Source organism: Actinoplanes siamensis (genome assembly GCF_016862395.1).
In the GTDB taxonomy this organism is placed as follows: Bacteria; Actinomycetota; Actinomycetes; order Mycobacteriales; family Micromonosporaceae; genus Actinoplanes; species Actinoplanes siamensis.
The window spans coordinates 214,177-240,663 of sequence record NZ_BOMW01000006.1; the positions used below are offsets into that span (position 1 = coordinate 214,177).

At 73.0% G+C, this 26,487-nt stretch carries 23 protein-coding genes; 8 read left to right on the plus strand and 15 right to left on the minus strand.

The genetic code is table 11. The annotated features are described in order from the left end of the window. Nucleotides 1-66 precede the first annotated feature (66 nt). Nucleotides 67-1,566, minus strand: coding sequence for an Asp-tRNA(Asn)/Glu-tRNA(Gln) amidotransferase subunit GatB (gene gatB, locus Asi03nite_RS02740; protein ID WP_203676754.1), 1,500 nt, complete (start codon nucleotides 1,564-1,566; stop codon nucleotides 67-69). A 129-nt stretch (nucleotides 1,567-1,695) separates the two neighbouring features. On the opposite strand from gatB, the gene Asi03nite_RS02745 reads away from it, so the two are divergent. After that, the gene (locus Asi03nite_RS02745) at nucleotides 1,696-3,144 is read left to right on the plus strand and encodes a M1 family metallopeptidase (RefSeq protein ID WP_203676755.1); all 1,449 of its coding nucleotides are present in this window, start codon (nucleotides 1,696-1,698) and stop codon (nucleotides 3,142-3,144) included. Between the two features lie 68 nt (nucleotides 3,145-3,212). Here the strand turns inward: Asi03nite_RS02745 and gatA are convergent, their stop codons facing one another. From gatA to Asi03nite_RS02790, 9 genes are all read right to left on the minus strand, one after another. Continuing rightward, a complete protein-coding gene (gene gatA / locus Asi03nite_RS02750; protein ID WP_203676756.1) occupies nucleotides 3,213-4,676 on the minus strand; it encodes an Asp-tRNA(Asn)/Glu-tRNA(Gln) amidotransferase subunit GatA in 1,464 nt (487 codons plus the stop codon). A 2-nt stretch (nucleotides 4,677-4,678) separates the two neighbouring features. Then, nucleotides 4,679-4,978 carry an Asp-tRNA(Asn)/Glu-tRNA(Gln) amidotransferase subunit GatC gene (gene gatC, locus Asi03nite_RS02755; protein ID WP_203676757.1) on the minus strand — a complete coding sequence of 100 codons (300 nt, stop codon included), beginning with the start codon at nucleotides 4,976-4,978 and terminating at the stop codon, nucleotides 4,679-4,681. Nucleotides 4,979-5,020: 42 nt separating this feature from the next. Continuing rightward, nucleotides 5,021-7,045, minus strand: a complete 2,025-nt coding sequence (locus tag Asi03nite_RS02760; RefSeq protein ID WP_203676758.1) for a putative bifunctional diguanylate cyclase/phosphodiesterase — start codon at nucleotides 7,043-7,045, stop codon at nucleotides 5,021-5,023. A gap of 200 nt (nucleotides 7,046-7,245) precedes the next feature. Then, complete coding sequence (gene ligA, locus Asi03nite_RS02765; protein WP_203676759.1) at nucleotides 7,246-9,597, minus strand: NAD-dependent DNA ligase LigA; 2,352 nt, start codon at nucleotides 9,595-9,597, stop codon at nucleotides 7,246-7,248. A 64-nt stretch (nucleotides 9,598-9,661) separates the two neighbouring features. Next, on the minus strand, nucleotides 9,662-10,639 hold the full coding sequence (locus tag Asi03nite_RS02770; RefSeq protein ID WP_203676760.1) for a methionine synthase: 978 nt from the start codon (nucleotides 10,637-10,639) through the stop codon (nucleotides 9,662-9,664). After that, nucleotides 10,632-11,720: a tRNA 2-thiouridine(34) synthase MnmA gene (gene mnmA / locus Asi03nite_RS02775; protein ID WP_203676761.1), complete on the minus strand. Its 1,089-nt coding sequence runs from the start codon at nucleotides 11,718-11,720 to the stop codon at nucleotides 10,632-10,634. The genes Asi03nite_RS02770 and mnmA overlap by 8 nt, the downstream gene beginning before the upstream one ends. Before the next feature lie 9 nt (nucleotides 11,721-11,729). Then, nucleotides 11,730-12,905: a cysteine desulfurase family protein gene (locus Asi03nite_RS02780; RefSeq protein ID WP_203676762.1), complete on the minus strand. Its 1,176-nt coding sequence runs from the start codon at nucleotides 12,903-12,905 to the stop codon at nucleotides 11,730-11,732. A 692-nt stretch (nucleotides 12,906-13,597) separates the two neighbouring features. Further along, nucleotides 13,598-14,548, minus strand: coding sequence for an electron transfer flavoprotein subunit alpha/FixB family protein (locus Asi03nite_RS02785; RefSeq protein ID WP_203676763.1), 951 nt, complete (start codon nucleotides 14,546-14,548; stop codon nucleotides 13,598-13,600). A 14-nt stretch (nucleotides 14,549-14,562) separates the two neighbouring features. After that, nucleotides 14,563-15,342, minus strand: coding sequence for an electron transfer flavoprotein subunit beta/FixA family protein (locus Asi03nite_RS02790; RefSeq protein ID WP_203676764.1), 780 nt, complete (start codon nucleotides 15,340-15,342; stop codon nucleotides 14,563-14,565). 388 nt (nucleotides 15,343-15,730) lie between these two features. On the opposite strand from Asi03nite_RS02790, the gene Asi03nite_RS02795 reads away from it, so the two are divergent. Genes Asi03nite_RS02795 through Asi03nite_RS02805 form a run of 3 tightly spaced genes read left to right on the plus strand, consistent with a single transcriptional unit; the run spans nucleotide 15,731 to nucleotide 16,832 of the window. Continuing rightward, entirely contained in the window at nucleotides 15,731-16,117 is a 387-nt protein-coding gene (locus Asi03nite_RS02795; protein ID WP_203676765.1) for a YidH family protein, read from the plus strand. Beyond that, the gene (locus Asi03nite_RS02800) at nucleotides 16,114-16,416 is read left to right on the plus strand and encodes a DUF202 domain-containing protein (RefSeq protein ID WP_203676766.1); all 303 of its coding nucleotides are present in this window, start codon (nucleotides 16,114-16,116) and stop codon (nucleotides 16,414-16,416) included. Before Asi03nite_RS02795 ends, Asi03nite_RS02800 begins: the two co-directional genes overlap by 4 nt. Before the next feature lie 38 nt (nucleotides 16,417-16,454). Next, on the plus strand, nucleotides 16,455-16,832 hold the full coding sequence (locus Asi03nite_RS02805) for a PLDc N-terminal domain-containing protein (protein ID WP_203676767.1): 378 nt from the start codon (nucleotides 16,455-16,457) through the stop codon (nucleotides 16,830-16,832). A gap of 75 nt (nucleotides 16,833-16,907) precedes the next feature. Here Asi03nite_RS02805 and Asi03nite_RS02810 read toward each other — a convergent pair whose 3' ends face one another. Continuing rightward, nucleotides 16,908-18,767, minus strand: a complete 1,860-nt coding sequence (locus Asi03nite_RS02810; protein ID WP_203676768.1) for an Hsp70 family protein — start codon at nucleotides 18,765-18,767, stop codon at nucleotides 16,908-16,910. A gap of 41 nt (nucleotides 18,768-18,808) precedes the next feature. Continuing rightward, nucleotides 18,809-19,582 carry an enoyl-CoA hydratase/isomerase family protein gene (locus Asi03nite_RS02815; protein WP_203676769.1) on the minus strand — a complete coding sequence of 258 codons (774 nt, stop codon included), beginning with the start codon at nucleotides 19,580-19,582 and terminating at the stop codon, nucleotides 18,809-18,811. A 76-nt stretch (nucleotides 19,583-19,658) separates the two neighbouring features. Here Asi03nite_RS02815 and Asi03nite_RS02820 point away from each other — a divergent pair, with 76 nt between their 5' ends. The 3 genes from Asi03nite_RS02820 to Asi03nite_RS38390 all read left to right on the plus strand — a co-directional run bounded on the left by Asi03nite_RS02820 (nucleotide 19,659) and on the right by Asi03nite_RS38390 (nucleotide 21,704). After that, the gene (locus Asi03nite_RS02820; RefSeq protein WP_203676770.1) at nucleotides 19,659-20,120 is read left to right on the plus strand and encodes a DUF6232 family protein; all 462 of its coding nucleotides are present in this window, start codon (nucleotides 19,659-19,661) and stop codon (nucleotides 20,118-20,120) included. Nucleotides 20,121-20,259: 139 nt separating this feature from the next. Continuing rightward, entirely contained in the window at nucleotides 20,260-20,802 is a 543-nt protein-coding gene (locus Asi03nite_RS02825) for a PAS domain-containing protein (RefSeq protein WP_203676771.1), read from the plus strand. Continuing rightward, a complete protein-coding gene (locus Asi03nite_RS38390; protein ID WP_203676772.1) occupies nucleotides 20,799-21,704 on the plus strand; it encodes a methyl-accepting chemotaxis protein in 906 nt (301 codons plus the stop codon). The genes Asi03nite_RS02825 and Asi03nite_RS38390 overlap by 4 nt, the downstream gene beginning before the upstream one ends. On the opposite strand, the gene Asi03nite_RS02835 is transcribed toward Asi03nite_RS38390, so the two are convergent. From Asi03nite_RS02835 to Asi03nite_RS02845, 3 genes are read right to left on the minus strand one after another with little or no spacing between them, the layout of a single operon-like run. Next, nucleotides 21,701-22,588 (minus strand): ribokinase, encoded by an 888-nt coding sequence (locus Asi03nite_RS02835; RefSeq protein ID WP_203676773.1) that lies wholly within the window; start codon nucleotides 22,586-22,588, stop codon nucleotides 21,701-21,703. The genes Asi03nite_RS38390 and Asi03nite_RS02835 overlap by 4 nt on opposite strands. A 1-nt stretch (nucleotide 22,589) precedes the next feature. Further along, nucleotides 22,590-23,405 carry an ABC transporter ATP-binding protein gene (locus Asi03nite_RS02840; RefSeq protein ID WP_239102317.1) on the minus strand — a complete coding sequence of 272 codons (816 nt, stop codon included), beginning with the start codon at nucleotides 23,403-23,405 and terminating at the stop codon, nucleotides 22,590-22,592. 58 nt (nucleotides 23,406-23,463) lie between these two features. Then, nucleotides 23,464-24,642: an ROK family transcriptional regulator gene (locus Asi03nite_RS02845; protein WP_203676774.1), complete on the minus strand. Its 1,179-nt coding sequence runs from the start codon at nucleotides 24,640-24,642 to the stop codon at nucleotides 23,464-23,466. A gap of 171 nt (nucleotides 24,643-24,813) precedes the next feature. Here Asi03nite_RS02845 and Asi03nite_RS02850 point away from each other — a divergent pair, with 171 nt between their 5' ends. Beyond that, on the plus strand, nucleotides 24,814-26,328 hold the full coding sequence (locus Asi03nite_RS02850) for a glycoside hydrolase family 3 protein (protein ID WP_203676775.1): 1,515 nt from the start codon (nucleotides 24,814-24,816) through the stop codon (nucleotides 26,326-26,328). The last annotated feature ends 159 nt before the right edge of the window (nucleotides 26,329-26,487 follow it).

The following is a 26,487-nucleotide window of genomic DNA, read 5'->3' on the forward strand; positions in this document are numbered from 1 at the left end:
CGAAGGGCGATGACCGGCCGGGTCGCGGAACGCCCAGCGGACCCGGCCGAACACCGTACAGCTAAATCAGGAAACCCCGAGCCGGGACAGGATCAGGTCGCGGACGGTCTTGGCGTCCGCCTGGCCTCGCGTGGTCTTCATGACCGCGCCCACCAGCGCGCCCGCGGCCGCCACCTTGCCGTCGCGGATCTTCGCGGCGATGTCCGGGTTGGCGGCGATCGCCTCGTCCACCGCGGCCTGCAGCGCGCCGGTGTCCGAGACCACCTCGAGGCCGCGCGCGGCCATCACCTCGGCCGGCGAGCCCTCGCCGGCGACGACGCCCTCCAGCACCTGCCGGGCCAGCTTGTCGTTCAGCTTGCCGTCGTCGACCAGCTTCTGCAGCTCGGCGACCTGCGCCGGACCGGCGCCCACCTCGGCGAGCTCGATGCCCAGCTCGTTGGAGCGGCGGGCCAGCTCACCCAGCCACCACTTGCGGGCGCCGGCAGGTGACGCGCCGGCCGCGATGGTCTCCTCGATCAGCTCGATCGCGCCGGCGTTGACCGCCGACTGCATCTCGACCTCGGAGATCCCCCACTCCTCGCGCAGCCGGGCCCGCTTCACGCTGGGCTTCTCCGGCTGCGAGGCGCGCAGCTCCTCCACCCACGCCGGGTCCGGCGCGATCGGGACCAGGTCGGGCTCGGGGAAGTAGCGGTAGTCGGTCGCGGTCTCCTTGGAGCGGCCCGGCCGGGTGTCGCCGGTGGTCTCCTGGAAGTGCCGGGTCTCCTGGAAGATCCGGACGCCCTCGTCGAGCAGGCCGGCCTGCCGGATGATCTCGGAGCGGACCGCGCGCTCGACCGAGCGCAGCGAGTTCACGTTCTTCGTCTCGGTGCGGGTGCCCCACTCCTCGCCCGGCTTGTTCAGCGACGTGTTGACGTCGCAGCGCATCGAGCCCTGCTCCATCCGCACGTCGGAGACGCCCAGCGAGCGGACGATGTCACGCAGCTCGGCGACGTAGGCCTTGGCGACCTCGGGGGCCAACGCGCCGAGACCCGGCACCGGCTTGGTGACGATCTCGACGAGCGGGATGCCGGCCCGGTTGTAGTCGACGAGCGACTCGGTGGCGCCGTGGATGCGGCCGGTGGCCCCGCCGACGTGCAGGGTCTTGCCGGTGTCCTCCTCGATGTGCACCCGTTCGATGCCGATCCGGTACTCCTTGCCGTCCAGGGTCACGTCGACGTAGCCGTCGACGCAGAGCGGCTCGTCGTACTGCGAGGTCTGGAAGTTCTTCGGCATGTCCGGGTAGAAGTAGTTCTTCCGGGCCATCCGGCACCACTGCGCGATCTCGCAGTTCAGCGCGAGGCCGATCCGGATGGTCGCCTCGATGGCGGCCCGGTTCATCACCGGCAGAGCGCCCGGCAGGGCCAGGCAGACCGGGCAGACCTGCGTGTTCGGCTCGGCGCCGAAGTCGGTCCGGCAGCCGCAGAACATCTTCGTCTGGGTGCCCAGCTCGACGTGCGTCTCCAGGCCGATGACCGGCTCGTAGCGGCTGATGGCGTCGTCGTAGGACGGCAGCGCGATGATGGTCATGTGCTTCGGCTCCGGCTCACTGCGGCATCGGTATACGGACAGACGACCAGCCTAGTCGCCCGGTATGAAGCCTCGTCGCCGGGTTTACGTGCCCCCACAGAAAATGATCTTCGCGGTAGCCTCCCGCCCATGTTTCGATCTCTCGCCGGCGTGGCCCTGGCCACGGCGGTCCTGTGCGCGGGCTGCACAGACACCACTGAACCAGTATCTCCGTCCGGTGCGGCGCCGAGCGCCGCACCGGCTGTCGACTACACGGCCTGGCAGGGCGGGCGGTCCACCCCGATCGCCGACCGGCTCTACCCCGAGCACGGCAACGCCGGGCTCGACGTCCTCCAGTACGACCTGAAGCTCGACTGGAAACCGACCACCAAGATCTTCACCGGTACGGCGACCCTGCGCATCCGCCCGACCGCCGCGTCCAGTGAGATCAAGCTGGACTTCGCGAACCTGTCGGTCGACAAGGTGACCGTGGACGGTGCTCCGGCCACCGGCACCCTGGCCGGGCAGAAGCTCACCGTCCCCGCCGGGCTGGTCGCCGACCGGCCGGTCACGCTGGTGGTCGACTACCACGGCACGCCCAAGCAGGTGAGCTACCCGTCGCACCGCAGCGACGCCAAGGAGGGCGTGGGCCTGCGCCCGACCAAGACCGGCGGCCTGTGGACCATGCAGGAGCCGTGGGGCGCGATGACCTGGTATCCGGCCAACGAGCTGGTCTCCGACAAGGCGATGTACGACATCGCGGTCACCGTGCCCAAGGGCTGGGCGGCCGTCGCGAGCGGCACGCCGGGCCCGGTCGAGGGCAACACCTACCGGTACACCTCCGCCGTGCCGACCGCGGCGTACCTGACCACGCTCGCGGTGGACAAGTTCCACGAGGTGACGCAGACCGGCCCGCACGGTCTGAAGCTCAGCTACTGGGTGCTGCCGAAGACCGACGACAAGCTGCTGCCGGTGCTGAAGAAGTCGCCGGCGCTGATCAGCTGGCTGGAGGCGAACCTCGGGCCGTACCCGTTCGAGACGGCCGGCGCCCTGGTCAACGGCTCGGTCTCGGCCATGGAGACCCAGCAGATGCTGAGCCTGGGGCGCCCCACCGGCAAGTGGGCGAAGGCCGACCAGGACTGGTTCGAGGAGACGCTGGTCCACGAGTACGCCCACCAGTGGTTCGGCGACACGGTCACACCGAGCAGCTGGACCGATCTGTGGCTCAACGAGGGCTTCGCCCAGTACATGCAGTATCTGTACGAGCAGAAGCTGTACAAGTTCAGCGACGCCGACCTGGAGCGCTTCATCCGGAAGCGGGACGCCGAGCTGCGCAAGTCGGTGGGCCCGCCCGGCAAGCCGAAGGCGGCCAACTTCGCCGAGAGCAACGTCTACGTCTGCGGCGCGGGGATGCTGAAGGAGCTCAACGACGCGCTCGGCGACAAGAAGTTCTTCGCCCTGATGAAGGCGTGGGTGGCCGAGCACCGCAACACCAACCAGGACCGGGCGGCCTTCGTGGCGTTCGTCCAGGAGAAGACCGGCAAGGACTACAGCAGGCTGATCAACGCCTGGCTCGACTCCAAGTCCACCCCGAAGTAGGGAGCAGGCCGGCCCGAGCCGGCCGGGAGGGGCCGGAGCGCGCTCCGGCCCCTCCCGGCGTCCGGCTGTTACAGGGCCGGCGGGGTGAGCGTGCCGACCGCCGACTCCAGCGCGCCGGCGACCCGGTACATCCGGTCGTCGGCCATGGTCGGAGCCATGATCTGGAAGCCGACCGGCAGGCCCTCGGAAAGGCCGCACGGCACCGAGATGGCCGGACCGCCGTACAGGTTCGTCGGGATCGTGAACAGGTCGGCCAGGTACATCTGGTACGGGTCCGAGGTACGCGAGCCGAACGGGAACGCCACGAACGGCGTGGTCGGCGAGACCAGCACGTCCACCTTCGAGAACGCCGTCTCGAAGTCGCGCGTGATCAGGGTGCGGACCTTCTGCGCCTGACCGTAGTACGCGTCGTAGTAACCGCTGGACAACGCGTACGTCCCGATGATGATCCGGCGCTTGACCTCGGGACCGAAGCCGGCCTCCCGGGTCAGCGACATGACCTCCTCGAGCGAGCGCTGGCCGTCGTCGCCGACGCGCAGCCCGTACCGTACGCCGTCGAAGCGGGCCAGGTTGGAGGAGCACTCGCTGGGGGCGATCAGGTAGTACGCCGGCAGCGCGTACTCGAAGTGCGGACAGGACACCTCGACGACCTCGGCGCCCAGCTTGACCAGCGCCTCCAGCGACTCCCGGAAGGCGGCCAGCACGCCCGGCTCGGCGCCCTCCCCGGTGAACTCCTTGACGATGCCCAGCCTGACGCCGGTCAGGTCACCCTGCAGGCCCAGGCGGGCGGCGGCGACCACGTCCGGCACCGGCTGCGCGATCGAGGTGGAGTCGCGCGGGTCGTGGCCGGCGATCACGGCGTGCAGCAAAGCGGTGTCCTCCACCGTCCGGGCGCAGGGGCCGGGGGTGTCGAGCGAGGAGGAGAACGCGATCAGTCCGTACCGCGAGGTGCCGCCGTAGGTGGGCTTGGCGCCGACCGTGCCGGTGACCGCGCCCGGCTGGCGGATCGAGCCGCCGGTGTCGGTGCCGATCGCCAGGGGCGCCTCGTACGCCGCCAGCGCCGCCGCCGAGCCGCCACCCGAGCCACCCGGGATGCGGCCCAGGTCCCACGGGTTGTTGGTGGGCCCGTACGCGCTGTACTCCGTGGAGGAGCCCATCGCGAACTCGTCCATGTTGGTCTTGCCGAGGATCGGCATGCCGGCCGCCTTGAGGCGCTCGACGATCGTCGCGTCGTACGGCGGCTTCCAGCCCTCCAGGATCTTGGAGGCGGCCGTGGTCGGGATGCCCTTGGTGGTCACCACGTCCTTGACTGCGATCGGCACGCCGGCCAGCGGCCCGGTGATCTCACCGGCGTCGACCCGGCGCGCCGCGTCGAGCGCGCCCTCGCGGTCCACGTGCAGGAACGCGTGGACACGGTCATCCACCGCGGCGATCTGGTCCAGGTGGGCCGTGGCCACCTCGACTGCGGAAACCTCCTTCGCGTCGAGCAGTTCGCGCAGCTCGACAGCGGTCTTCCGGGTCAGGTCGCTCACGGTCATTCCTCCTCGTCCAGGATGCGCGGCACCCGGAACCGGCCCTCGTACGCGTCGGGGGCGCCGGAGAGGGCGGCCTCCTGCGCCAGGCTCGGCGTGGGAACGTCCTCGCGGTACACGTTGGTCAGCGGGACCGAGTGCGAGGTCGGCGGGATGTCCTCCGCGGCCACCTCACCGACCCGGGCGACCGACTGCAGGATCACGTCGAGCTGTCCCGCGAATCGATCGAGCTCCTCTTCGGTCACGGCGAGCCGCGACAGGCGCGCCAGGTGCGCTACCTCTTCGCGGGAGATGGCGGCCATCCTGCCCCCTTGTTCAAGCGTCGGTGTCCAAACACCCAGAGTCTATTTCGCCGGGATCCAGGGCCCGCGAAGAACCCCGGGCCGCACGGGACGATGGCGCGCCAGCCATCCGGCCAGCTCCGCGGCGGGCATCGGGCGGGCGTGGAACCAGCCCTGCGCGGCGTGGCAGCCGGCCGCCGCGAGCAGCCGCCAGGTGACCTCGTCCTCCACCCCTTCGGCCACCGCGCGCAGCCCGAGCGACTCGGCCAGCCCGATCACCGAGCGGACGATCGCCGCGTCGCCGCGGTCGTCAGCCATCCCGAGCACGAACGAGCGGTCGATCTTCACCTCCGCCAGCGGCAGCCGGCGCAGATGCTGCAGCGAGGAGAAACCGGTGCCGAAGTCGTCGAGCGAGATGGCCACGCCCATCCGGTCCAGCCGGGTGATGGTGTCCAGCACCCGGTGCGGGTCGGTCATCAGCGCGCTCTCGGTGATCTCCAGCTGCAGCAGGTCGGCTGGCACCTCGTAGTCGCGCAGCAGCCCGCCGACCCGGTCCGCGATGTCGCCGGCGTGCAGGTCGCGGGCGCTCACGTTGACCGCGGCCCGCAGCGGCCGCCCGCGCCGACGCCAGTCCGCCAGCTGCGCCACCACCTCGTCCAGCACCCGGGCGGTGAGCAGCCGCATCACCGGGGTCGGCTCGGCCACCCGGAGCAGCTCCTCCGGGCCGACCAGGCCACGCCGCGGGTGCCGCCAGCGCAGCAGCGCCTCCACGCCGAGCACCTCGCCGGTCGCGATGGCGATCTGCGGCTGGTAGTAGAGCTCTATCCCGTCTCCGGGCGGTTCGGCGCGCAGCGCGGCGCGCAGGTCGGCGAGCAGGGCCAGCCGTTCCGGCGAGGCGTGCGCGGCGTCCGGGCCGTGCACCGCCACCTGGTCGCCGCGCTCCTTGGCCTCGTACATCGCGGTCTCCGCCTCGCGCAGCAGCGTGGCGCCGTCGCGACGGCCGGACTGCAGCGCGATCCCGATCGAGGCGGTCAGCTCGACCGGGGTGCCGTCCATCGGGAACGGCCGGCTCAGCGCCTCGGTCAGGTGCTCGGCGATCCGCCGGGCCGACGCCGCGCCCTCGACCCGGGTGGCGAGCACCGCGAACTCGTCCCCGCCGAGCCGTACCACCAGATCGTGCCGGGGCACCGCGGCGGTGAGCCGGTCGGCGACCCGGGCCAGCAGCCGGTCCCCGGCGCCGTGCCCGAGCGCGTCGTTGACCGTGCGGAACCGGTCCAGGTCGAGCAGGATCAGCGCGCGCTGCCGGTCCGGCCCGCGTTCGGACATGGTGGACTGCAGGGCCCGCCGGTTCGGCAGCCCGGTGAGCGGGTCGACCCGGGTGGCCCGCTCGGACTCGCCGGCCCAGCGGACCATCCGGTGCACGGCGTGCAGGGCGAGCAGCGACAGCGGCAGCAGGGCCGGGCTGACCTGCGCGGCGACCAGCAGGACCGGGGCCAGCAGCAGCAGCGCTGCGGTGCCGAGCAGGTCGGCGCGGGCACGGCGGCGATGCCTGGTACGCCGTTCCGACGTCCACCGCCGCACCAGAGCCGCCACCGCATGGCGGGCGGCCATCCAGGCCCCCGCCGCGGCGCAGGTCAGCGCCGCGTCGCGCAGGTCCGGCCGGGCCCCGATCCGCCACGAGACCAGCCCGGCCACCACCGACGCCGCCCCCAGCCCGGCGGCGTGTTGCAACGCCAGGTGGACCGATCGCGGCACCGCGTGCCGCATCCGTGCCCCGGCGACGGTCACGGCGACCAGCTGCACCGCGAGGGCCGGCACGAATCCCCAGGCCAGCACGATCGCGAAGGTGAAGCAGATGGACGGCAGGATGACCCGGCTGACCCGGCGGCCGGGCAGCGGATGCGGCCGGGCGTCGGCCACCACCGCGAGCGCCGCCATCATCCAGTACGCCGGCGGCAGCTCCCGGAACGCGCCCGGGGCAGCCGCCCAGAGCGCCAGATCGGCGCCCGCGGTCAGCGCCGCGGTGACGATCAGCGCGCGGCGGCGCCGGGGCCCGGAGGCAGCCGTACGGGGGCGGACGGCGTCCATACGACCTCCACGATGGCCTCGATCACCGATCGCCTACACGATAGAAAGCGGCAACCAGCAATGTATCCGACAGGTGTCCCGAAACGGGTTTTCCTCTCAAGATCACCAATTCGGGTGACATCCGGCACTCATCGAAGCCCTACCATCCCGTCGCCCGGACCGTTGCCGCCGGCCGGGCCCCGGCCACCCCGCCTGGCTCGTCAGCCGGCCGGGGCCTCCTCGGCGACGACGCCCCGCGCCGGGGTCTCCTCGGCGGCAGCCCCCTGCACCGAGGTCTCCTCGGCGGCAGCGCCCTGCGCCGGCGTCTCCTCGGCGGCAACGCCCTGCGCCGGGGTCTCCTCGGCGGCGCCCTCGGCCACCGCCCTCGCGGCGTCCGGCCCGTCGGCGAGCAACACCCCGAAGCCGGCCTCGTCGAGCACCGGCACCTTGAGGCTGACCGCCTTGTCGTACTTGCTGCCCGGGTTCTCCCCGACCACCACGAAGCCGGTCTTCTTCGACACCGAGCCGCTCACCTTGCCGCCCCGCGACGTGATCGCCTCGGCCGCCCGATCACGGGTGAACCCGGCCAGTGTGCCGGTGACCACCACGGTGAGCCCGTCCAGCGGCCGCGGCCCGGTCTCCACCCGCTCGTCGGCCATCTTGACGCCGGCGTCGCGCCACTTCCGGACGATCTCGCGGTGCCACGGAACGGTGAACCACTCACGCAGGCTGTCCGCGATGATCGGCCCGACCCCCTCGACGGCCGCGATGGGGTCGATCGCCTTCGCCTTCCGCTTGGCGGTCTCCACCGCCGCGCCCTCGGCGGCCTCGGCGGCCCCGCCGTCCTCGGTCTCCGTGACGGTGGCGAGCGAAGCCGCCTCGGCGCTGGCCGCCACCACCTCCGGGTCGGCGGCCGTCCGCGCCAGCACCTCCTCCAGCGCCGTCATCGAGCCGTACTCCAGAGCCAGGGCATTGCCCGCCGTGGGCCCCACGTGCCGGATGGAGAGCGCCACCAGCACCCGCCCGAACGGCCGCGACTTCGCCTCCTCCAGACTGCGCAGCATCTTCCCGGCATTCGTGCTGAGCGTGCCGTCCTGCTTGACGAAGAACGGCACCCGGAGCAGGTCCTCCTCGGTCAGCGAGAACAGATCGCCCTCGTTGCGCAGGACCCCCGAGTCGAGCAGCGCCTTGGCCGCTTTCGAGCCCAGCACCTCGATGTCGAGCACGTCCCGGCTGCCCAGCGTGGTCAGCCGCTCCCACAGCTGGCCCGGGCAGGACTCGCTGTTGGGGCAGCGGATGTCGACGTCGTTCTCCTTGGCCGGCGCCAGTGGCGTGCCGCACGACGGGCACTCGGTAGGCATCACGAACGGCCGGGCGTCCGCCGGCCGCAGGTCGACGACCGGGCCGAGGATCTCCGGGATCACGTCACCGGCCTTGCGCAGCACCACGGTGTCGCCGATCAGCACGCCCTTGCGGACCACCTCCTGCGCGTTGTGCAGGGTGGCCTGGGCGACCACGGACCCGGCCACCGGCACCGGCTCCAGCACCGCGAACGGCGTGACCCGCCCGGTGCGCCCCACGTTCACCGCGATGTCGAGGAGCTTGGTGGTGACCTCCTCCGGCGGATACTTGAAGGCGATCGCCCAGCGCGGCGCCCGGCTGGTCGAGCCGAGCCGGCCCTGGATCGCCACCGCGTCGACCTTGACCACCACGCCGTCGATCTCGTGCTCGACGGCGTGCCGGTGCTCGCCGTAGTAGTCGATGAACTCGCGGACGCCCGCCATGTCGTCGACGAGCCTCCACCGCGAGCTGGTCGGCAGCCCCCAGGCCCGCAGGGCCTCGTACGCCTGGGACTGGGAGGCGGGGCTGAAGCCCTCCCGCGCGCCGATGCCGTGCACGACCATCCGCAGCCCGCGGGACGCGGTGATCCGCGGATCCTTCTGCCGCAGGCTGCCGGCCGCCGCGTTCCGCGGATTCGCGAACGGGGCCTTGCCCTGCTCCACCAGCGACGCGTTGAGATCGGCGAACGCCTCGGCCGGGAAGTAGATCTCGCCGCGCACCTCCAGCAGGTCGGGCACGTCGTCGCCGGTCAGCCGCTCCGGGATCTCCCGGATGGTGCGCACGTTGGGCGTCACGTCCTCGCCGGTGCGCCCGTCACCGCGGGTGGCGCCGCGGACCAGCCGGCCCTTCTCATACGTCAGGTTGATGGCCAGGCCGTCCACCTTCAGCTCGCAGAGGAACCGCACCGGGCCGCCGGCGTCGCGCGCCGTCCTCTCCGCCCAGGCGTTCAGCTCGTCGAAGTCGAAGACGTTGTCCAGCGACATCATCCGCTCGGCGTGCTCGACCGGGGTGAACTGCGTGGAGAACGTGCCGCCCACGTTCTGCGTGGGAGAATCCGGGGTGCGCAGCTCGGGGAACTCGGTCTCGATCGCCTCGAGCTCGCGCAGCAGCTTGTCGAACTCCGCGTCGGAGACGGTGGGCGCGTCGAGGACGTAGTAGCGATACTGATGACCGCGAATCTCGTCGGCGAGCTCGGCGTGGCGGGCGCTGGCCTCGGCGCTGGGTGATGTCACCGTAACCTCCGTGTCTCGCGAAACCTACGTGGCACGGTAGTCGCACCCCCCGACAAAACCGGGGTCACACCTCGGAGATCCGCCGCCCCGCCTCGTGACACGCCTTGAGCAGCGCCCGCGCGTACGGCACGGAGGCTCCGGCCAGGCCGCAGGCCGGCGTGACGACCACCTGCCGTGGCAGGCGCGCGGCGGGGAAGCCCAGCCGCTGCCACAGCCGCCGCACCCGCTCGGCGATCTGCCTGGAGTCCGGCTTGGCCGGCGTGACCCCGGCGAACAGCCCGAGGCCGGCCTCGATCGCCTCGCCCACCGGGTCCAGATCCTTGACCAGCGACAGGTCGAACGCGGCCGCCCGGGCCGACGAGTCGCGGATCACCTGCCAGGGCAGGTCCGGCGCACAGCAGTGCACCACGACCGGCGCCCCCACCGCCTCCACCACGGTCCGCAGCCGGGTCGCGGCGTCCGGCCCGTCCACCGCCTTGTACGCGCTCAGGCCGCTCTCGGTCGGCACCTGCCCGGCCAGCACCGCGGGCAGCGACGGCTCGTCGAGCTGTAGCAGCACTGTCGCGCCCGGCACCCGTTTGCGCACGTCGGCGACGTGCCGCCGGAGCCCCTCGGCGAGCGAGTCGGTCAGGTCGCGGACCGCGCCGGGGTCGCGCAGCATCCGCCCGCCGATCGGCAGGTCGAGCGAGGCCGCCAGGGTCCACGGCCCGGCCGCCTGGACCTTCAGCGTGCCGGTGAAGCCGTCGGCCTGCTCGGTGAGCTGGTCCAGATCGCGTTCCAGCAGGTCCGTCGTACGCCGCAGGTCCGTGCCGGGACGACTGGCGATCTGCCAGCGGCCCGCGTACAGCTGGACGGGCATCTCGACCAGGAAACCCGCGCCGCGGCCGATGATCTCCGCCCCCGGGCCGCGGTCCGGCAGCTCCGGCAGGTGCGACAGGTCGGGCAGCTCACCGAGGACGATGCGCTGGGCCTCGGCGATGTCGGTGCCGGGCAGCGAGCCGATGCCCGTCGCGGCGCCCGGCGGCCAGGGCAGATCAGGCATGGGCCGACTCCCGGGTGCCCGCCGTGATGGTGGCCGAGCCGAGCACGATGTCCCCGCCCGGATCCGGCCGGTAGGCGACGATCGCCTGGCCGGCGGCAACCCCCCGGGCCGGCGTCTCCAGGCGCGCGGTCAGCTCCCCGGCGGCGACGGTCACCGAGGCCGGCACCACCTCGCCATGAGCCCGCAGCTGCACGTCACAACGGACGCTCGCGGAGGCCTCGTGCCAGATCGGCCGGGTCGCCGTCACCGTGTCGACCTCGAGGTCCTCCCGGGGTCCCACGGTCACCGTGTTGGTCACCGGAGTGATCGACAGCACGTACCGGGGGCGTCCGTCCTCGGCCGGGACCCGCAGGTTCAGCCCCTTGCGCTGGCCGATCGTGTAACCGTACGCCCCGTTGTGCGTCCCCAGCCTCGCCCCGGTCCGCCCGTCGACGATGTCGCCGGGCGCGGACCCGAGCCGCCCCTCCAGGAAGCCGCGGGTGTCGCCGTCCGCGATGAAGCAGATGTCGTGCGAGTCCGGCTTGTCGGCCACGGCCAGCCCGCGCTCCGCCGCCTCGGCCCGCACCCGCTCCTTCGTCGAGTCACCCAGCGGGAAGACCGCCCGGTCCAGCTGTGCGCGGGTCAGCACGGCGAGCACATAGGACTGGTCCTTGGCGAGATCGACGCTGCGCCGCAGCAGCCCGTCCGCGCCGAGCCGGGCGTGATGCCCGGTGACCACGGCGTCGAAGCCGAGCGCCACCGCCCGATCCAGCACCGCCGCGAACTTGATCTTCTCGTTGCATCGCAGGCAGGGGTTCGGCGTCCGGCCGGCCGCGTACTCGTCGACGAAGTCGTCGACGACGCTGGCGTGGAACTCGTCGGCCATGTCCCACACGTAGAACGGGATGCCGATCACATCGGCGGCCCGCCGCGCGTCCCGCGAGTCCTCCAGCGTGCAGCAGCCGCGCGCGCCGGTCCGGTAGGTCTGTGGGTTACGCGCCAGCGCCAGGTGAACGCCGGTGACGTCGTGCCCGGCATCCTTGGCGCGGGCCGCCGCGACCGCGGAGTCGACACCGCCGGACATGGCCGCAAGAACTCGCATGGCCCAAGCCTATCTGGGCGTCTTCCACGCCCCGGCCCGGCGGGCGCGCTCCACCGCGCCCGGCAGGGCGGCCAGCAGCGCGTCCAGGTCCGCCTCGGTGCTGTCGTGCCCCAGCGAGAACCGCAGCGAGGACCGCGCCCGGGCATCGTCGGCGCCCATCGCCAGCAGCACGTGACTGGGCTGCGCCACCCCCGCCGAACAGGCCGAACCGGTCGAGCAGTAGATCCCCTTCGCGTCCAGGAGCAGCAGCAGCGCGTCGCCCTCGCAGCCGGGGAAGGAGAAGTGCGCGTTCCCCGGGAGCCGGTGCTCGGCGTCACCGTTGTGGATCGCGTCCGGCACCGCCGCGAGCACCCGCCGCACCAGCTCGTCACGCAACGCGGCAACCCGCTCCGCGTACTGCTCGCGGGCCCGCACGGTGGTCTCGACAGCCACCGCGAAGGCCACCACTCCGGGGGTGTCCAGCGTCCCGGACCGCACGTCGCGCTCCTGGCCCCCGCCGTGCAGCAGCGGCGTGCAGGCCACGTCCCGCCCGAGCACCAGCGCGCCGACCCCGACCGGCCCGCCCAGCTTGTGCCCGGTCAGCGTGAGCGCCGCCACCCCGCTGCCCGCGAAGTCCACCGGCACCTGCCCCACCGCCTGCACCGCGTCGGTGTGGAACGGGATACCGGCCCCGGCCGCCAGCGCGGCCAGCTCGGCGATCGGCTGCACCGTGCCGACCTCGTTGTTCGCCCACTGCACGCTGACCACCGCGGTCTCGTCGCCGTGCGCCCGCACCAGCTCGGCGAAGCCCGCCGGGTCGACGCGCCCGGTCCCGTCCACCGGCAGGTAGGTCACCTCCGCGCCCTCGTGCCGGCCGAGCCAGCCGACCGCGTCCAGCACCGCGTGGTGCTCCACCGCGGAGACCACCACCCGGCGGCGCCCCGGATCGGCGTCCCGCCGCGCCCAGAAGACGCCCTTGGTGGCCAGGTTGTCCGCCTCGGTCCCGCCACCCGTGAAGATCACCTCGGAGGGCCGCGCCCCGATCACCGCCGCGATCCGCTCCCGCGACTCCTCGACCATCCGCCGGGCGCTGCGCCCGGCCGCGTGCAGGGATGACGGATTGCCGATCGCCCGGGCCGCGGTCGCGTAGGCGTCCAACGCCGCGGGGAGCATCGGCGTGGTCGCCGCATGATCGAGGTAGGCCATTTTTCCCACTCTAGAACGAGTTCCTCGGAACGCCCCGACTCACTCACGGCCGGACGCCACCGCCGACGATCACGGTGCCGCGCTTCCCCCGCAAGATCAAGTTCAAGTGCCAGATCCTCATGTCGTAGGCCCAGCGGTGTACGGACCGCCGCTCACGCCGAGGCCGGGCCCGGCGATCTGGCCGCTACGCGTCCAGGACGATCGCCGGACCCTTCGTTCCGTTCTGCTGGTCCCGCTGCCAACCAACCCGCCCGCACCGGCCCCGGCACCGACGGCGCCACCCCGGACCTCGCCGGGGCGTCCCCGCGCGGCACCACGGCTCGCGCTCCCCCGCCGCGCGCGAGAGATGCCTCACACTGCCGTGAGGCGTGCCCGGTGCCAGCCGAACCGCGGCCCGCGCGCATTACCCGGCCGACCCGCGGCTCCCGCTTTCCGGCTGGTCCCGGACGGACGAGAAACCCGCGTCGCGGGCGGGCCGAGGGCGTGGCCGGGCCCGCGGCGAGGGGAAGCCGGAGGGCCCGGAGCGGGCCGCGGGCGGACCGGCGGTGCTGGGGCGCTCCGCCGCCGGCGAGCCGGCCGGGTCAGGACGCGGTGGGCGGGCGGGTTGCGCGCCACGGGCGCGGTGCGGTGGCGTACCAGGGGAAATGGAGACGGCCCGGCGGAAAATCGCCGGGCCGTGACCAGAAGCGGGGTTACTTCCGCTTGCGGATCTCGTCCGCCGCCTGCGGGACGACCTTGAACAGGTCGCCCACCACGCCGAAGTCGGCCAGCTCGAAGATCGGCGCCTCGGGGTCCTTGTTGACCGCGACGATCGTCTTCGAGGTCTGCATGCCGGCCCGGTGCTGGATCGCGCCGGAGATCCCCAGCGCGACGTAGAGCTGCGGGGACACCGTCTTGCCGGTCTGCCCGACCTGGAACTGGTGCGGGTAGTAGCCGGAGTCGACAGCCGCGCGGGACGCGCCGACCGCGCCGCCGAGCAGGTCGGCCAGCTCCTCGACCAGCTTGAAGTTGTCCGCGTTGCCGACGCCGCGGCCGCCGGAGACGACGATGCCGGCCTCGGTGAGCTCGGGACGCGAGCCCTTCTGCTCGGCGACCCGCTCGACGACCGTGGCCAGCTTGTCCGTGTCGGACACGGCCACCGACAGCTGCTCGACCGCCGGCGTGGCCGGGGCCGCGACCGGGGTGGTGGAATTCGGCCGGATGGTCACGATCGGCAGACCGCGCGTGACCTTCGACTTGACGATCGTGGAGCCGGCGAAGGCGACCTGGGTGGCGGTGCCGTCGGCGGCGACGTCGACCGCGTCGGTGAGCAGGCCGTTGTCCAGCTTGACGGCCAGCCGGCCGGCGATCTCCTTGCCCTCCTGGGTGGAGCCGATCAGCACGGCGGCCGGCTGGACGCGCTTGACCAGCTCGGCGACCGCGGTAGCCTTCGGCGCGGCGCCGTGGTCCTCCACGTCCGGGCCGGACGCGGCGTAGATCTTCGCGGCGCCGAACTCGGCGAGCTTCTCGGTGAGCGCCGCGGCGTCGCCGAAGACGACAGCGGACGGCTCGCCCAGGGTGCGGGCGATGGTCAGCATCTCGAGCGTGACCTTCTTGACGCCGGCGGCCTGCGAGGCCTCGACGACGACCAGTACCTCAGCCATGTCTAGCTATCCCCTCAGACGAACTTCTCGGTGGCGAGGTACGCGACGAGCTGCTCGCCGCCGTTGCCCTCGTCGGTGACCTTGGCGCCGCCGGAGCGGGCCGGGCGCTTGGACCACTCCAGCACCTGGCTGGTGGCGCCAGCGAAGCCGACCTCGTCGCCGGCCACGCCCAGGTCGCTCAGGGAGAGGCTCTGCAGCGGCTTCTTCTTGGCGGCCATGATGCCCTTGAAGGACGGGTACCGCGGCTCGTTGATGGTGTCCCAGACGCTGACGATGGCCGGCGTCGAGGCGGTGACCACCTCGTACCCCTCGTCGGTCTGCCGCTCGACGGTCAGCTGCGAGCCGTCCACGGTGAGCTTGCGCGCGCCGGTCAGCGCGGCCACGCCCAGACGCTCGGCCAGCATGTGCGGGACGACCTGGACCCGGCCGTCGGTGGATTCGGCGCCGCACAGGATCAGGTCCGCGCCGAGCGGGCCGAGGGCGGCGGCGAGCACCTTGGAGGTGGCCACCGCGCAGGAGCCGTGCAGGGCGTCGTCCGACACGTGGACGGCCTTGTCGGGGCCCATGGAGAGCGCCTTGCGGATCGAGTCGGTCGCACCGGCCGGGCCGACCGTGAGCACGGTCACCTCGCCGCCGTGCGCCTCCTTGATCTTCAACGCCTCCTCGATGGCGTACTCGTCCATCTCGTTGATGACGTTGCTCGCCGAGCCGCGCTCGACGGTGTTGTCGCTCGCGCTCAGGGTGCGCTCGGCACCGGAGTCGGGCACCTGCTTCACCAGTACGACGATATTCATCGCGCTCCTACGACCTCCTGTATTGACCGCACCGTTGCGCATCGCGCATCCGGGCCGGCCGGATCACTCCGCCCGGACGGACTGACGGCAAGGTTACCCGCCAGTAGCTTTGCTGTTGCCGGCCACCCAGAGTGACACACCTCACTAGCATGGCCAGGAGGAGGTGTCGTGACATGTCCGGCCAAAAAGCATCACCGTTGGACGGGTTTCGCCTGCCCGGTTCCCATCCTCTCCCACCGCCCGCGGGTGTGGCGGGACAGGTCCACGGCCGCTCCGGTCCGGACTCACCGTGGTGCCGCTGCGGGCGCCCGCGTGAGGCCTGCGTGAGTGACGAAGTACGCAACCTCTGGCACGACCTTCTTGACCGATAAGGTCAATAATCGGCGGAGTGTTCGGTGGCCTGAGCAACTGGTTCGACCCGGATGGCGCCCATTCCGAGGGCACCACCCCGGACTATCGTTTCTCGCTCGCCAACGAACGGACCTTCCTGGCCTGGATCCGCACCGGGCTCGCGCTGATCGCCGGCGGGCTGGCCTGCGCCCAGTTCCTGCCGCCGCTGCCGATCGCCCGGCTCCGGGAGATCATCGCCATCGCGCTGCTGGTGCTCGGCGGCGTGGTGGCGCTGCGTGCCGTTGATCACTGGGCGCGTGCCGAGCGGGCCATGCGGCTCGGCATCGACCTGCCCCGCTCGCGGTTCCCGGCGATCCTGGCCATCGTCGTGGCGATCGGCGCGCTGCTGCTGGTCGCCAGCGTGCTTTACCGGACGGTGAAGTGACTCGCGACCCGGGCGCCTCCCCGGAACGCACCCGGCTGGCCTGGCGGCGCACCGGGTTGTCCGCGGCCGCCGTCGCGCTGCTCGCCGCCCGCCCGGCCGTGCACCCCGGCGCCGGGGTGGCCGAGTGGCTGGTCGCGGCCGCCGCGATGGGCGGCTGGGCCGCTCTCGTGGGCCTGGCCCTGCACCGCTCGCCCGGCCTGCGGGGCCGCCCGCCCCGGCCGGCGCCCCGCGCGATCCGGGCCTACGCGCTGATCACCGTGGCCTTCGCGCTCGTCGGCGGACTGGTTGTCATGCTCTGATCGTCGCCGGGCGGGCGCGGGCGGGGCATCATTGCCCCATGGTCCGGTTGTTCATCCTCTTGGCCGCTGTCGCGTTGGTCCTGCTGATCCTGGCGCTCATCGCGTGCCTGTCGGCGGAGCGCGTGCGCGGCATGCCGCGGCTGCTCTGGGTCCTGGTCGTGCTGCTCCTGCCGCTGGCCGGGCCGATCGCGTACTTCCTGTGGGGCCGTCCGTCCGGCGCCGCCCGCCGTCCGGCCGCCCGCCCGTCCGCGCCCGACGACGATCCGGACTTCCTGCGCTCGATGGACACCGAGCAGTCCCGCCGCGACCGCGAGCTGCTCGCCCGGTGGGAGCGTGAGCTGCGCCAGGAGGAGGAACCCCCGGCGAAGGGCGAGAAGGACGGGAAACCTCAGGCGAGGGACGAGGACCGGGGATAGGCGCCAGCGGGGACCGGACCCGTCGAGAGAGTCACGTCCAGCCGCGGCCGGAGGAAGCCGGCCGTCGACCGCCTGCTACGGCTTCAGGTTCAGCAGGGTGGCGATGTCGTTGAAGACGTCTATCGCGTCCTGCTGCCAGGAGAGGCCGTTGCCGTACCCGTACGCCAGGATCAGCGCGGCCAGCGGAACGCAGATCATGGTCAGTACGCTGAGCAGCACCTGGAAGAACCGGAGCACCCGGCTGCGGCGCCGTTTCGGGCGCTGCGCCGGCCGCTGCCGCTGCCGCGGCACCGGGCGCCGCTTCTTCCGCGACTGCTGGGGCACGGACGGCGGCCGGGGCGGCGCCACCACGGCCCGGCCGGAGACCGGCTTGGGCGTCGGGGTCGGCGGCGAGACCGGCCGGGCGTGCGCCACCACCGGGTGGGCGGTGCGGCTCTTCTTCGGCTCGGACGGCTGCCGCGGATGCGGCGGCGGGCTGGTCGGGACCGTCGCGTCCGGGTCGGGCCGCCAGTGCGGCGGGTCCGCGTCCGGCCACGGGTCGACCGGCGGCCGCAGATGCGGCGCGACGATCAGCTCCGGGCGCACCTCGGTCTCCCGGTTGTCCACCGGGGTCTGCTCCGGCTCCGGATCGTCGGGCACCGGCTCCGGCTCCACGACGGCGGCGCCGGGCGTCCGCTTCGACAGCGCCGCCCCGGCCGCCTCGGGGATGGACCGGGCCGCGACGGGCTGCGTCACGACCGGCATCCGGTCCAGATCGACCGGCTCGGCGGCGGGCTCCGGCCCGGGCTCGGGCGCGAACTCCGGCATGCTCTTCGAGGGCAGCCGCAGCTCCGCGGTCGGCCCGGGCGCGGCCGGCTCGGACGCCAGCAGCGCCGCCCCGGCCAGGATGCTGCCCTCGGCCACCACCAGCTCCGGCTGCTCGATCACCACCGGCGGCTCGTCCAGCTCGCGGTGCAGCAGCGTCGCCATCAGCGGGATCCGGCTGGCCCCGCCGACCAGGAAGACCCCGGCCAGGCGGCCGGCCGGCAGGTCGGCGAACCTCAGCAGGTTGCGGGTGATCCGGACGGTCTGCTCCAGCACCGGCCGGGCGACCTGCTCCAACTCGTCCCGGGTCAGGTGCACCTCGGCGTCCAGCAGTGGCACCACGAAGTCGGCGGACTGGGCCCGGGACAGCCGTTCCTTGGCGATCCGCACGTCGTCCCAGAGCTGGCGGCGGGCCCGGCGCTCCTCGACCGTGGACGGCTCCAGCAGACGCTCCCACGCGTCGGTCCGCAGGTGCTCCACGAGCGCCGCGTCCACGTCCAGGCCGCCCAGGTCGTCGCGCCCGTCGACGGCCAGCACCTCGAAGCCGGTGGCGGTGCGCGAGACCAGACTGGCGTCGAACGTGCCGGCCCCGAAATCGTGCACCATCAGCACCGAGCCGATCGGCACCTCGCGGCCGAGCACGTCGGCGAAGTAGGTAGCCGCGGCGACCGGCTCGGCGACCAGCCGCGCGCCGGACAGCCCGGCCCGGTCGGCCGCCTCGGCGAGCAGGGTGCGCCGGGTGGCGCCCCAGGTGGCCGGGCAGGTGAGCGTGGTCTCCGGCCGGTACGGCCCGACCGCCCGGTGCCACTCCTCCACCACCCGGGCGAGCACCGCGGTGATCAGCTCGACGACGGTGAACTCCCGCTCGCCGAGCAGGACCAGGCCGTCGTCGACCCGGCGCTTCGGATTCGGCTCGAAACGGGCCGGCTCCAGCCGCGCGCTGTGCACCGCGTCCCGGCCGACCAGCAGATTCTCCTCGGCGTCGGCGTAGACCGCGGAGGGCAGCAGCGGCGAGCCGTCGACCAGGATCGGCCGTGCGCGGCCGTCCGGCCACCGCGCGACGGCAACGGTGTTCGAGGTGCCGAAGTCGATGCCGAGGGCGTGCTTCGGACCACCCTGGTCGATGGACATGTGCGCAGTCTAGGCGGTCCCGATGACGGGTAGGCTCACCATCACTGTCCGGTGAAATCAGGCTTGCGCTTCTCGACGAAAGCGGTCGTCCCCTCCACCCGATCATCGGTGGCGAACAACCCCGCGAACAGGTGCGACTCCAACGCCAGGCCGGCCGCGAGGTCCATGCTGAGGCCGGCGTCGATGGCCTGCTTGGCGGCACGCAGGGCGAGCGCCGGGCCGGTGACGAACGGGCGGACCAGGTCGACGGCTGTCGCGTACACCTGGTCGGCCGGGACCACCCGGTCGGCCAGGCCGATCCGCAGGGCCTCCGGCGCCTCCACCATCCGGCCGGAGAAGATCAGGTCCTTGGCGCGGGCCGGGCCGATCAGCCGGGCCAGCCGCTGCGTCCCGCCGGCGCCCGGGATGATGCCCAGCTTGATCTCCGGCTGGCCGAGTTTGGCGTCCTCGGCGACCACCCGCCAGTCACAGGCCAGGGCCAGCTCGCAGCCGCCGCCCAGGGCGAAGCCGGTGACCGCGGCGACCACCGGTTTGGGGATCCGGGCGACCGCGTCGAAGGCCGCGGAGAGCGCCGCGGCCCGGCCCACCATGTGCTGGTAGCTGACCGTGGTGAACTCGGTGATGTCGGCGCCGGCGGCGAACACCTTCCCGCCACCCCAGACCACGACGGCGCGCACGTCCGGGTCGCCGGCCGCGCTGGTGGCGGCCTCCCGCAGCTCCTCCTGGACCTGGGTGTTCAGCGCGTTCATCGGTGGCCGCTCCAGCCGGATCGTCCCGATGCCGTCCGCGATCTCCAGCCGTACGAACTCGCCCACGCCGACCTCCGTTGGTTGCCGTTTGGCCGACAGCCTACGACGGGTAATCCTGGGGGCGGGCCTCCAGGAGGTGGACATGACCACGTACTACCGGGATCCGGACGTACTGATCACTTCGTCCGGGGTGCGGATGAACGGCCGCGAGTTCCGGCTGGGTGAGCTGGCCCGGGTCTGGCACATCCGCGGCGGCCGCTCCTGGTCGGTGATCGCCAAGCGTGGCGCTCTCGGTCTGGTCATCCTGTTGCCGCTGGCGGTCGGCGCGCTGGCGGTCGGGGTGGCGCTGGTGGCCCGCCTGGACGCCGCGCACACCGTCGCGCTGGTGGTCGGCGGGCTGCTGGTCGGGCTCGCCGCGGTGCCGGTGACCGATCTGGTGCTGGAGCGGGTGGACCGCTCCTACGACGAGGGCACCCGCACCATCGAGATCTGGGGCCGGGTCCGCGGCGACGACGTGCTGCTGCTGCGCACGGCGAACGCGCAGCGCTTCGGCCGGATCTACCGGGCGCTGCAGCGGGCGCTGGAGCCGGCGGTGCGCCGGTGAGAGCGGACCGGCGGCACGCCTCGCCGGCCGGACGCGCCGCCGCCGGCCCGCCGCCGACCCCGACGATCGCCTGGGACACCGCGCGTTTCTCGCTGATTCGCCTTGATCGGCGGCCCGCATTCGGCACGATCGAAACATCATGAGAGCTACGCGGGTACGGCCCACCGGGATCGAGCGGACCTTCGACGACCACGAGATGATCGTCACGAAGACCGATCCGCGTGGCGTGATCACCTACGCCAACGACGTGTTCCTGCGCATCTCCGCGCTCACCGAGGGCGAGGCGGTCGGGCAGCCGCACAACGTCATCCGGCACCCGGACATGCCGCGCGCGGTGTTCGCACTGCTCTGGGACGTGCTCGGGGAGCAGCGGGAGATCTTCGCCTACGTGCTGAACCTGGCCGCCGACGGCGCGCACTACTGGGTGCTGGCGCACATCACCCCGTCCTACGGCAGCTCCGGGCGGGTGGTCGGCTACCACTCCAACCGGCGTCGCCCGGCGCGGTCGGCGGTCCAGGCGGTCAGCGACCTCTACGCGCGGATGCGCGCCGCCGAGTCCCGGCACGGTCACACCCCGGACGCTGTCGCGGCCGGCCGGCAGGCGCTCCAGGACGTGCTGGACGAGCGCGGGATGGACTACGACGAACTGGTCTGGTCCCTGACCAACGGGCCGGGACGATGAAGCGGATCGAGGTCCGGGACGAGAGCGGCCTGCTGGCGATCGCCGAGACCTGCCGCCGGATGACCGCCGGCGATTTCGAGGCGCGGCTCGCCCCGATCGGCGACAGCGAGGCCGCGCTGTCCGCCCGCAGCGCCGTGAACGGCCTGCTGGACCGGCTGGACGCGTTCGCCCGGGAGGCCGGCGCCGCCTGCGCCGCGGCCGCCGAGGGGCGCTTCTACCGGCGCTTCCTGACCACCGGGTTGCAGGGCACGTTCAAGCTGGCCGCCGAGCAGATCAACGAGTCGGTGACCGCGATGCACCGCAACGCGGATCAGATCGCCGAGGCGACCCGGGCCCGGCACGCCCTCGCCGACGAGTTGGAGTCCGCGGTGCTGACCGTTTCCGAGCAGGTGGCGACAGCGGCCACCGAGATGGGCGCGTCCGCGAAGGGGCTGGCCACGTTCGCCCGGGGCGCGGTGAACGACGCCGAGCACGGGCTGGGCACGGTCACCTCGCTGCGCAGCGCCTCGGAGGAGATCCGGCACGCGGTCGACCTGATCAACCAGGTGGCGTCGCAGACCCGGTTGCTGGCGCTGAACGCCACCATCGAGGCCGCGCGGGCCGGCGAGGCGGGACGCGGCTTCGCGGTGGTGGCCAACGAGGTCAAGGAACTGGCCAACGAGACCAGCGCGTCCAGCGAGCAGATCATGGGCCAGGTCAACACGGTCCAGCAGGCGGCGGCCGACGCGGTCGGGGTTCTGGAGGGGGTGACCCGCAGCTTTCGCGAGATCAACAACCTGATCGACGGCATCGCCGTGGCGGTGGAGGGCAGCGGCGCGGGCGGCACGACAGGCCTGTCCCAGCTCGCCGAGGTGCTGCGGGCCGAGGTCACCCGCTTCCTCACCACCGCCCGGCAGTCCTAGCCGGCGTAGAGCGCCTCGATCTCCGAGCGGTCCGGCAGCGCGTTGCTCGCGCCCACCTTGCGCACGCAGACGGCCCCCGCCGCATTGGCCCAGCGAACGGCGTCGAGCAGCTCCCGGCCCTCGGCCCAGGCGACCGCCAGCGCACCGCAGAACGCGTCGCCCGCGGCCGTGGTGTCCGCCACGTCCACCCGGAACGCCGGCACGTGCTCGTCCCGCCCGTCCCGGTCGACGTAGCGCGAGCCGTCGCCGCTGAGCGTCAGCACCACCCGGGGCACCAGCGGGAGCAGCGCCGTCAGGTCCGACGCCGACCCGCCGCTGATCGCCCGCGCCTCGGTCTCGTTGACCACCAGCAGGTCGACCTGGTCGAGCAGCCCGGGCGGCAGCTCCCGGGCGGGCGCCGCGTTCAGGATCGTCCGGGTCCCGGCCGCGCGCCCGGCGGCCAGCGCCGCGGACACCGTGGCCAGCGGGATCTCCTGCTGGCACAGCAGCACGTCGGCCCCCTGCACGCAGGCCAGCTCGTCCTCGGTGAGGTCGAGGAAGGTCCGGTTCGCGCCGGGGCTGACCAGGATCGAGTTCTCCCCCGCCCGGTCCACCATGATCACCGCGACGCCGGACGAGCCGTAGCTGGTCCGCAGGTGGGTGGTGTCCACACCGGTCGCCGCCAGCCGCGAGCCGAGGGTGACCCCGAACGAGTCGGACCCGATCGCTCCCAGGAACGTGGTCGCGCCACCCGCCCGGGCGGCCGCGATCGCCTGGTTGGCGCCCTTGCCGCCCGGGGTCATCACGAAGTCGTCGCCGAGTACCGTCTCCCCCGGCCGGGGCAGGTGCTCGGCCAGCCCGACCAGGTCCATGTTGGCGCTGCCGACGACGGTGACCCGCGGCATGTCAGGCGGCCCGCGCCGTGTACCGATCGCCGAGCCGGTCCACGACCAGCGGTAGACCGAACGTCTTCGTCAGGTTCTCCGCGGTCATCACCTCGCCGAGCAGGCCGGCCGCGACCACCGAGCCCTCGCGCAGCAGCAGCCCGTGGGTGAAGCCCGGCGGGATCTCCTCGACGTGGTGGGTGACCAGCACCATGGCCGGGGCGTCCGGGTCCAGGGCCAGCTCGGTCAGGTGCCCGATCAGCGTCTCCCGGCCGCCCAGGTCGAGGCCGGCGGTCGGCTCGTCGAGCAGCATCAGCTCGGGATCGGTCATCAACGCGCGGGCGATCTGGGTGCGCTTGCGCTCGCCCTCGGAGAGGGTGCCGAACTCACGGCCCAGGAAGGCGGTCATGCCGAGCTGGTCGAGCAGGTCCCGGGCGCGGGCGACGTCCTGCGGGTCGTACTCCTCGCGCCAGCGGCCGACCACCGACCAGGCGGCGGTGACCACGACGTCGAGCACCTTCTCGTCCGGCGGGATCCGGTCGGCCAGCCGGCCGGTGGTGATCCCGACCCGGGTGCGCAGCTCGTTGACGTCGACCCGGCCCAGGCGCTCGCCCAGCACCCACGCCTGTCCACGGGTCGGGTGCAGCCGGCCGGACGCGATGTTGAGCAGGGTGGTCTTGCCGGCGCCGTTCGGGCCCAGCACCACCCATCGCTCGTCCAGCTCGACCTGCCAGGACAGGCTGTTGATCAGGTGATTCCCACTGCGGACGACGCTGACGCGGTCGAACGCGATGACGGTGTCCTCGTCCGGCGGAACGGTTACGGCAGCCTCCAGCACGCGTCCATCCAACCATGTGCGCGGGTCGCCGATCCGGCGGCGTGCCGGAGTCACCCGCTCAGTCGGTGGTCGACCCGAACACCTCGTCGCGCACCGCGTCCAGAGCGGTGCGCAGGGCGCCGTGCAGCACCGGTTCGGCGGCCACCCCGGTCACCACGACCTTCGGCGAGACCAGCGTGATCGCGGCCACCTCGCGCTCCACCCGGCCGGCCAGTGCCGCGCCGCCGGCCCGGCCCACCTCCCCGGCCAGCACCACCAGCGGCGGATCCAGCACCAGGCAGGTGGCGGCGACCCCGAGCGCGAGACGGCGGGCCAGCTCGTCGAGCACCGGCTCACCCGCCTCGCCGGCGTCCACCGCGGCGCGCACCACGTCGGCCGCCTCGGCGCCGCGGAAACCGTGCTGCCTGCCGATCGCCTTGACCGCCTCGGCCGCCGCGAGGGTCTGGAACGCGCCCTTCACCCCGCGCCGCGACGCGTTGTGCGGCACCTCGGCGCCACCGACCGGCAGGTAGCCGATCTCGCCGGCCGCGCCGGTAGCACCCTGGTGCAGCCGCCCGCCGATGACGCTGGCCAGGCCGACGCCGCGACCGATCCAGACCAGGGCGAAGTCGGACACCCCGGCGGCCGCGCCGGTGCTCGACTCGGCGACGGCGGCCAGGTTCACGTCGTTGCCGAAGACGACCGGGGTGCTCAGGTCGCGGCGCAGGTCGGCGAGCAGGCCGCGGTGCCAGCGCGGGAGGTCCCAGGCGAACGAGATCTCGCCGGACTGCGGGTCGACCAGGCCCGGGGTGCCGAGCACGACCCGGCGTACCGAGGTGATGTCGGTCCCGGCGTCGCTCGCGGCCTGGACCACGGCCTGGTGCACCACCCCGACCGGGTCGTCGGTGTCCTTGGTGCTCAGCTCGGAGCGGCCGGTCACTGTGCCGGTGATGTCCGCGCAGGCGGCGAGCACCGAGTCCGGCCCGACATCGACACCGATCACGTGCGCGCTGCCCGGGGTGACCGCGTAGAGCTGCGCGTTCGGCCCACGGCCGCCGGCCTGCTCACCCACCCGGCGGACCAGGCCGCGCTCCTCCAGCCGCTCGACCAGCTGGGAGGCCGTCACCTTGCTGAGGCCGGTCAGCTCGCCGAGCTGCGCCCGGGTCAGTGGGCCTCGGGAGAGCAGCAGGTCCAGCGCCGCGCGGTCGTTGAGTGCGCGTAGCAGCCGGGGTGTGCCCGGAAGGCGAGTGGCGGCCATTGTCGTACCCCTAATAATAAAGATTGTTTCCTGTTACAGTGGCGGCGCTCGACATGCAGCCGCAGCGTAACGGTCGGCGACGTGGCCTGTCCGTACCGTGGCTATCGACTTCGAGCGATCATGGCAGCTCGCCGCCTCCGGTGGCCAGAGCGACGTCACCGGAAGGACACCATGGCCATCGACCCCGGGCTCCGCCGACTCGCCCTGCGCACCCTGCTCGCCGCGTTCCCCGGCCCCGCCGCGCCGGACTGGGCGCTCGACCTGCTCGCCGACGGGCTGGCGGGTTTCACCCTTTTCGGTACCAACGTCACCGACCCCGCACAACTCGCACGGCTGACCGCGCGGCTGCGGTCCGCGCGATCGGACGCCCTGATCGCGATCGACGAGGAAGGCGGCGACGTCACCCGCCTGGGGCACCGGCAGGGCAGCGGCTATCCCGGGAACGCCGCGCTGGGCGCGGCCGACGACCCGGATCTCACCCGGCTGGTGTACGCCGCCATGGGTGACGACCTGGCCGCGGCCGGGATCAACCTGGACCTGGCGCCGACCGTCGACGTGAACACCGCGGCCGAGAACCCGATCATCGGGACCCGGTCCTTCGGCGCGGATCCGGCACTGGTCGCCAGGCACACCGGGCCGGCCGTCGAGGGCCTGCAGTCCTCCGGAGTGGCCGCCTGCGCCAAGCACTTCCCCGGGCACGGCGCGACGGTGACCGATTCTCATCTTTCGTTGCCGACAGTGGACGAGACCCTCGACCTGCTCCGCGCCCGCGACCTGCCGCCGTTCGCGGCGGCGGTGTCGGCGGGGGTGCGGGCCGTGATGAGCGCGCACATCCGGGTTCCGGTGCTGACCGGCGACGGGCCGGCCACCTTCAGCCGGGCGGCGCTGGAGGGGCTGCTGCGGGAGGAATACGGCTTCACCGGGGTGATCGTCACCGACGCGCTGGAGATGCGCGGCGCCGCCGGGGCGGCCGGCGGTATCCCGCGCGCCGCGGTGGCGGCACTGGCCGCCGGGGCTGATCTGCTCTGCATCGGGGCGCTGGTGGACCGGGAGTTGGTGGTGGCGGTCGCCGACGAGGTCGCGGCCGCTGCGGGAGACGGACGGATTGCGGCGGTACGGCTGGAGCAGGCCGCCGAGCGCAACGCCGAGCTGGCGTCGTGGGCGGCGCGGGCCCGGGTCACCCGGGCGGGTGGCGCCGGGGCGGCCGCCCGGGTCTCGCACGAGGCGGCCGGGCGGGTCGAGCTCGGGATCTGCGCGGCGCGGCGGGCGTTGCGGATCGACGGCGATCCCGCCGGGCTGGCCGGGCCGCTGGTCGTCCAACTCGTCAGCGGTTACTCGATCGCGGAGGGAAAGGTGCCGTGGGGGCTGCGGCCGTTCCTCGGCGCGGTGGAGCAGGTCGACGTGGTGGCGTCGGAGGTCACCGCCGACGAGCTGATCCAGCGGGCGGCCGGGCGGCCGGTCCTGCTGGTCGGGCGCCGGGTGCATCAGGACGCGGGGAGCCGGGATCTGGCCGAGAAGCTCGCCGCGGCGTGGCCGACCGGCGTGGTCGAGATGGGGTGGCCGTCGGCTTGGCGGCCGGAGGGGGCGCGCGCCTTCCTGGTCACGCACGGGGCCAGTCTGGCCAGTGCCCGGGTGGCGGCCGAGGCGCTGGGCTTCCTTACCGAACGTTACGCCGATGCGTCGTGACAGTCGGTAACACATGTCCGGAAAAGCAGACTAGTGAGGGATAAATCCACTCGTACGAACGGCCAGAGCTCACGCTGAGAACTTCCTTTCGATCCGGTAAGTCACGTAGCGTCCTGAGCGCAGGTGGATCTGGGGGGATGTCGCGGCTTACGCCATGCG

What these genes read in the sequence shown, in the direction of transcription:
- gatB (WP_203676754.1), bottom strand. Translation starts at nt 1,566, where the DNA reads ATGACCATCATCGCGCTGCCGTCCTACGACGACGCCATCAGCCGCTAC.
- Asi03nite_RS02745 (WP_203676755.1), top strand. Translation starts at nt 1,696, where the DNA reads ATGTTTCGATCTCTCGCCGGCGTGGCCCTGGCCACGGCGGTCCTGTGC.
- gatC (WP_203676757.1), bottom strand. Translation starts at nt 4,978, where the DNA reads ATGGCCGCCATCTCCCGCGAAGAGGTAGCGCACCTGGCGCGCCTGTCG.
- Asi03nite_RS02760 (WP_203676758.1), bottom strand. Translation starts at nt 7,045, where the DNA reads ATGGACGCCGTCCGCCCCCGTACGGCTGCCTCCGGGCCCCGGCGCCGC.
- Asi03nite_RS02770 (WP_203676760.1), bottom strand. Translation starts at nt 10,639, where the DNA reads ATGCCTGATCTGCCCTGGCCGCCGGGCGCCGCGACGGGCATCGGCTCG.
- mnmA (WP_203676761.1), bottom strand. Translation starts at nt 11,720, where the DNA reads ATGCGAGTTCTTGCGGCCATGTCCGGCGGTGTCGACTCCGCGGTCGCG.
- Asi03nite_RS02780 (WP_203676762.1), bottom strand. Translation starts at nt 12,905, where the DNA reads ATGGCCTACCTCGATCATGCGGCGACCACGCCGATGCTCCCCGCGGCG.
- Asi03nite_RS02785 (WP_203676763.1), bottom strand. Translation starts at nt 14,548, where the DNA reads ATGGCTGAGGTACTGGTCGTCGTCGAGGCCTCGCAGGCCGCCGGCGTC.
- Asi03nite_RS02790 (WP_203676764.1), bottom strand. Translation starts at nt 15,342, where the DNA reads ATGAATATCGTCGTACTGGTGAAGCAGGTGCCCGACTCCGGTGCCGAG.
- Asi03nite_RS02805 (WP_203676767.1), top strand. Translation starts at nt 16,455, where the DNA reads ATGGTCCGGTTGTTCATCCTCTTGGCCGCTGTCGCGTTGGTCCTGCTG.
- Asi03nite_RS02810 (WP_203676768.1), bottom strand. Translation starts at nt 18,767, where the DNA reads ATGTCCATCGACCAGGGTGGTCCGAAGCACGCCCTCGGCATCGACTTC.
- Asi03nite_RS02820 (WP_203676770.1), top strand. Translation starts at nt 19,659, where the DNA reads ATGACCACGTACTACCGGGATCCGGACGTACTGATCACTTCGTCCGGG.
- Asi03nite_RS02825 (WP_203676771.1), top strand. Translation starts at nt 20,260, where the DNA reads ATGAGAGCTACGCGGGTACGGCCCACCGGGATCGAGCGGACCTTCGAC.
- Asi03nite_RS38390 (WP_203676772.1), top strand. Translation starts at nt 20,799, where the DNA reads ATGAAGCGGATCGAGGTCCGGGACGAGAGCGGCCTGCTGGCGATCGCC.
- Asi03nite_RS02835 (WP_203676773.1), bottom strand. Translation starts at nt 22,588, where the DNA reads ATGCCGCGGGTCACCGTCGTCGGCAGCGCCAACATGGACCTGGTCGGG.
- Asi03nite_RS02845 (WP_203676774.1), bottom strand. Translation starts at nt 24,642, where the DNA reads ATGGCCGCCACTCGCCTTCCGGGCACACCCCGGCTGCTACGCGCACTC.
- Asi03nite_RS02850 (WP_203676775.1), top strand. Translation starts at nt 24,814, where the DNA reads ATGGCCATCGACCCCGGGCTCCGCCGACTCGCCCTGCGCACCCTGCTC.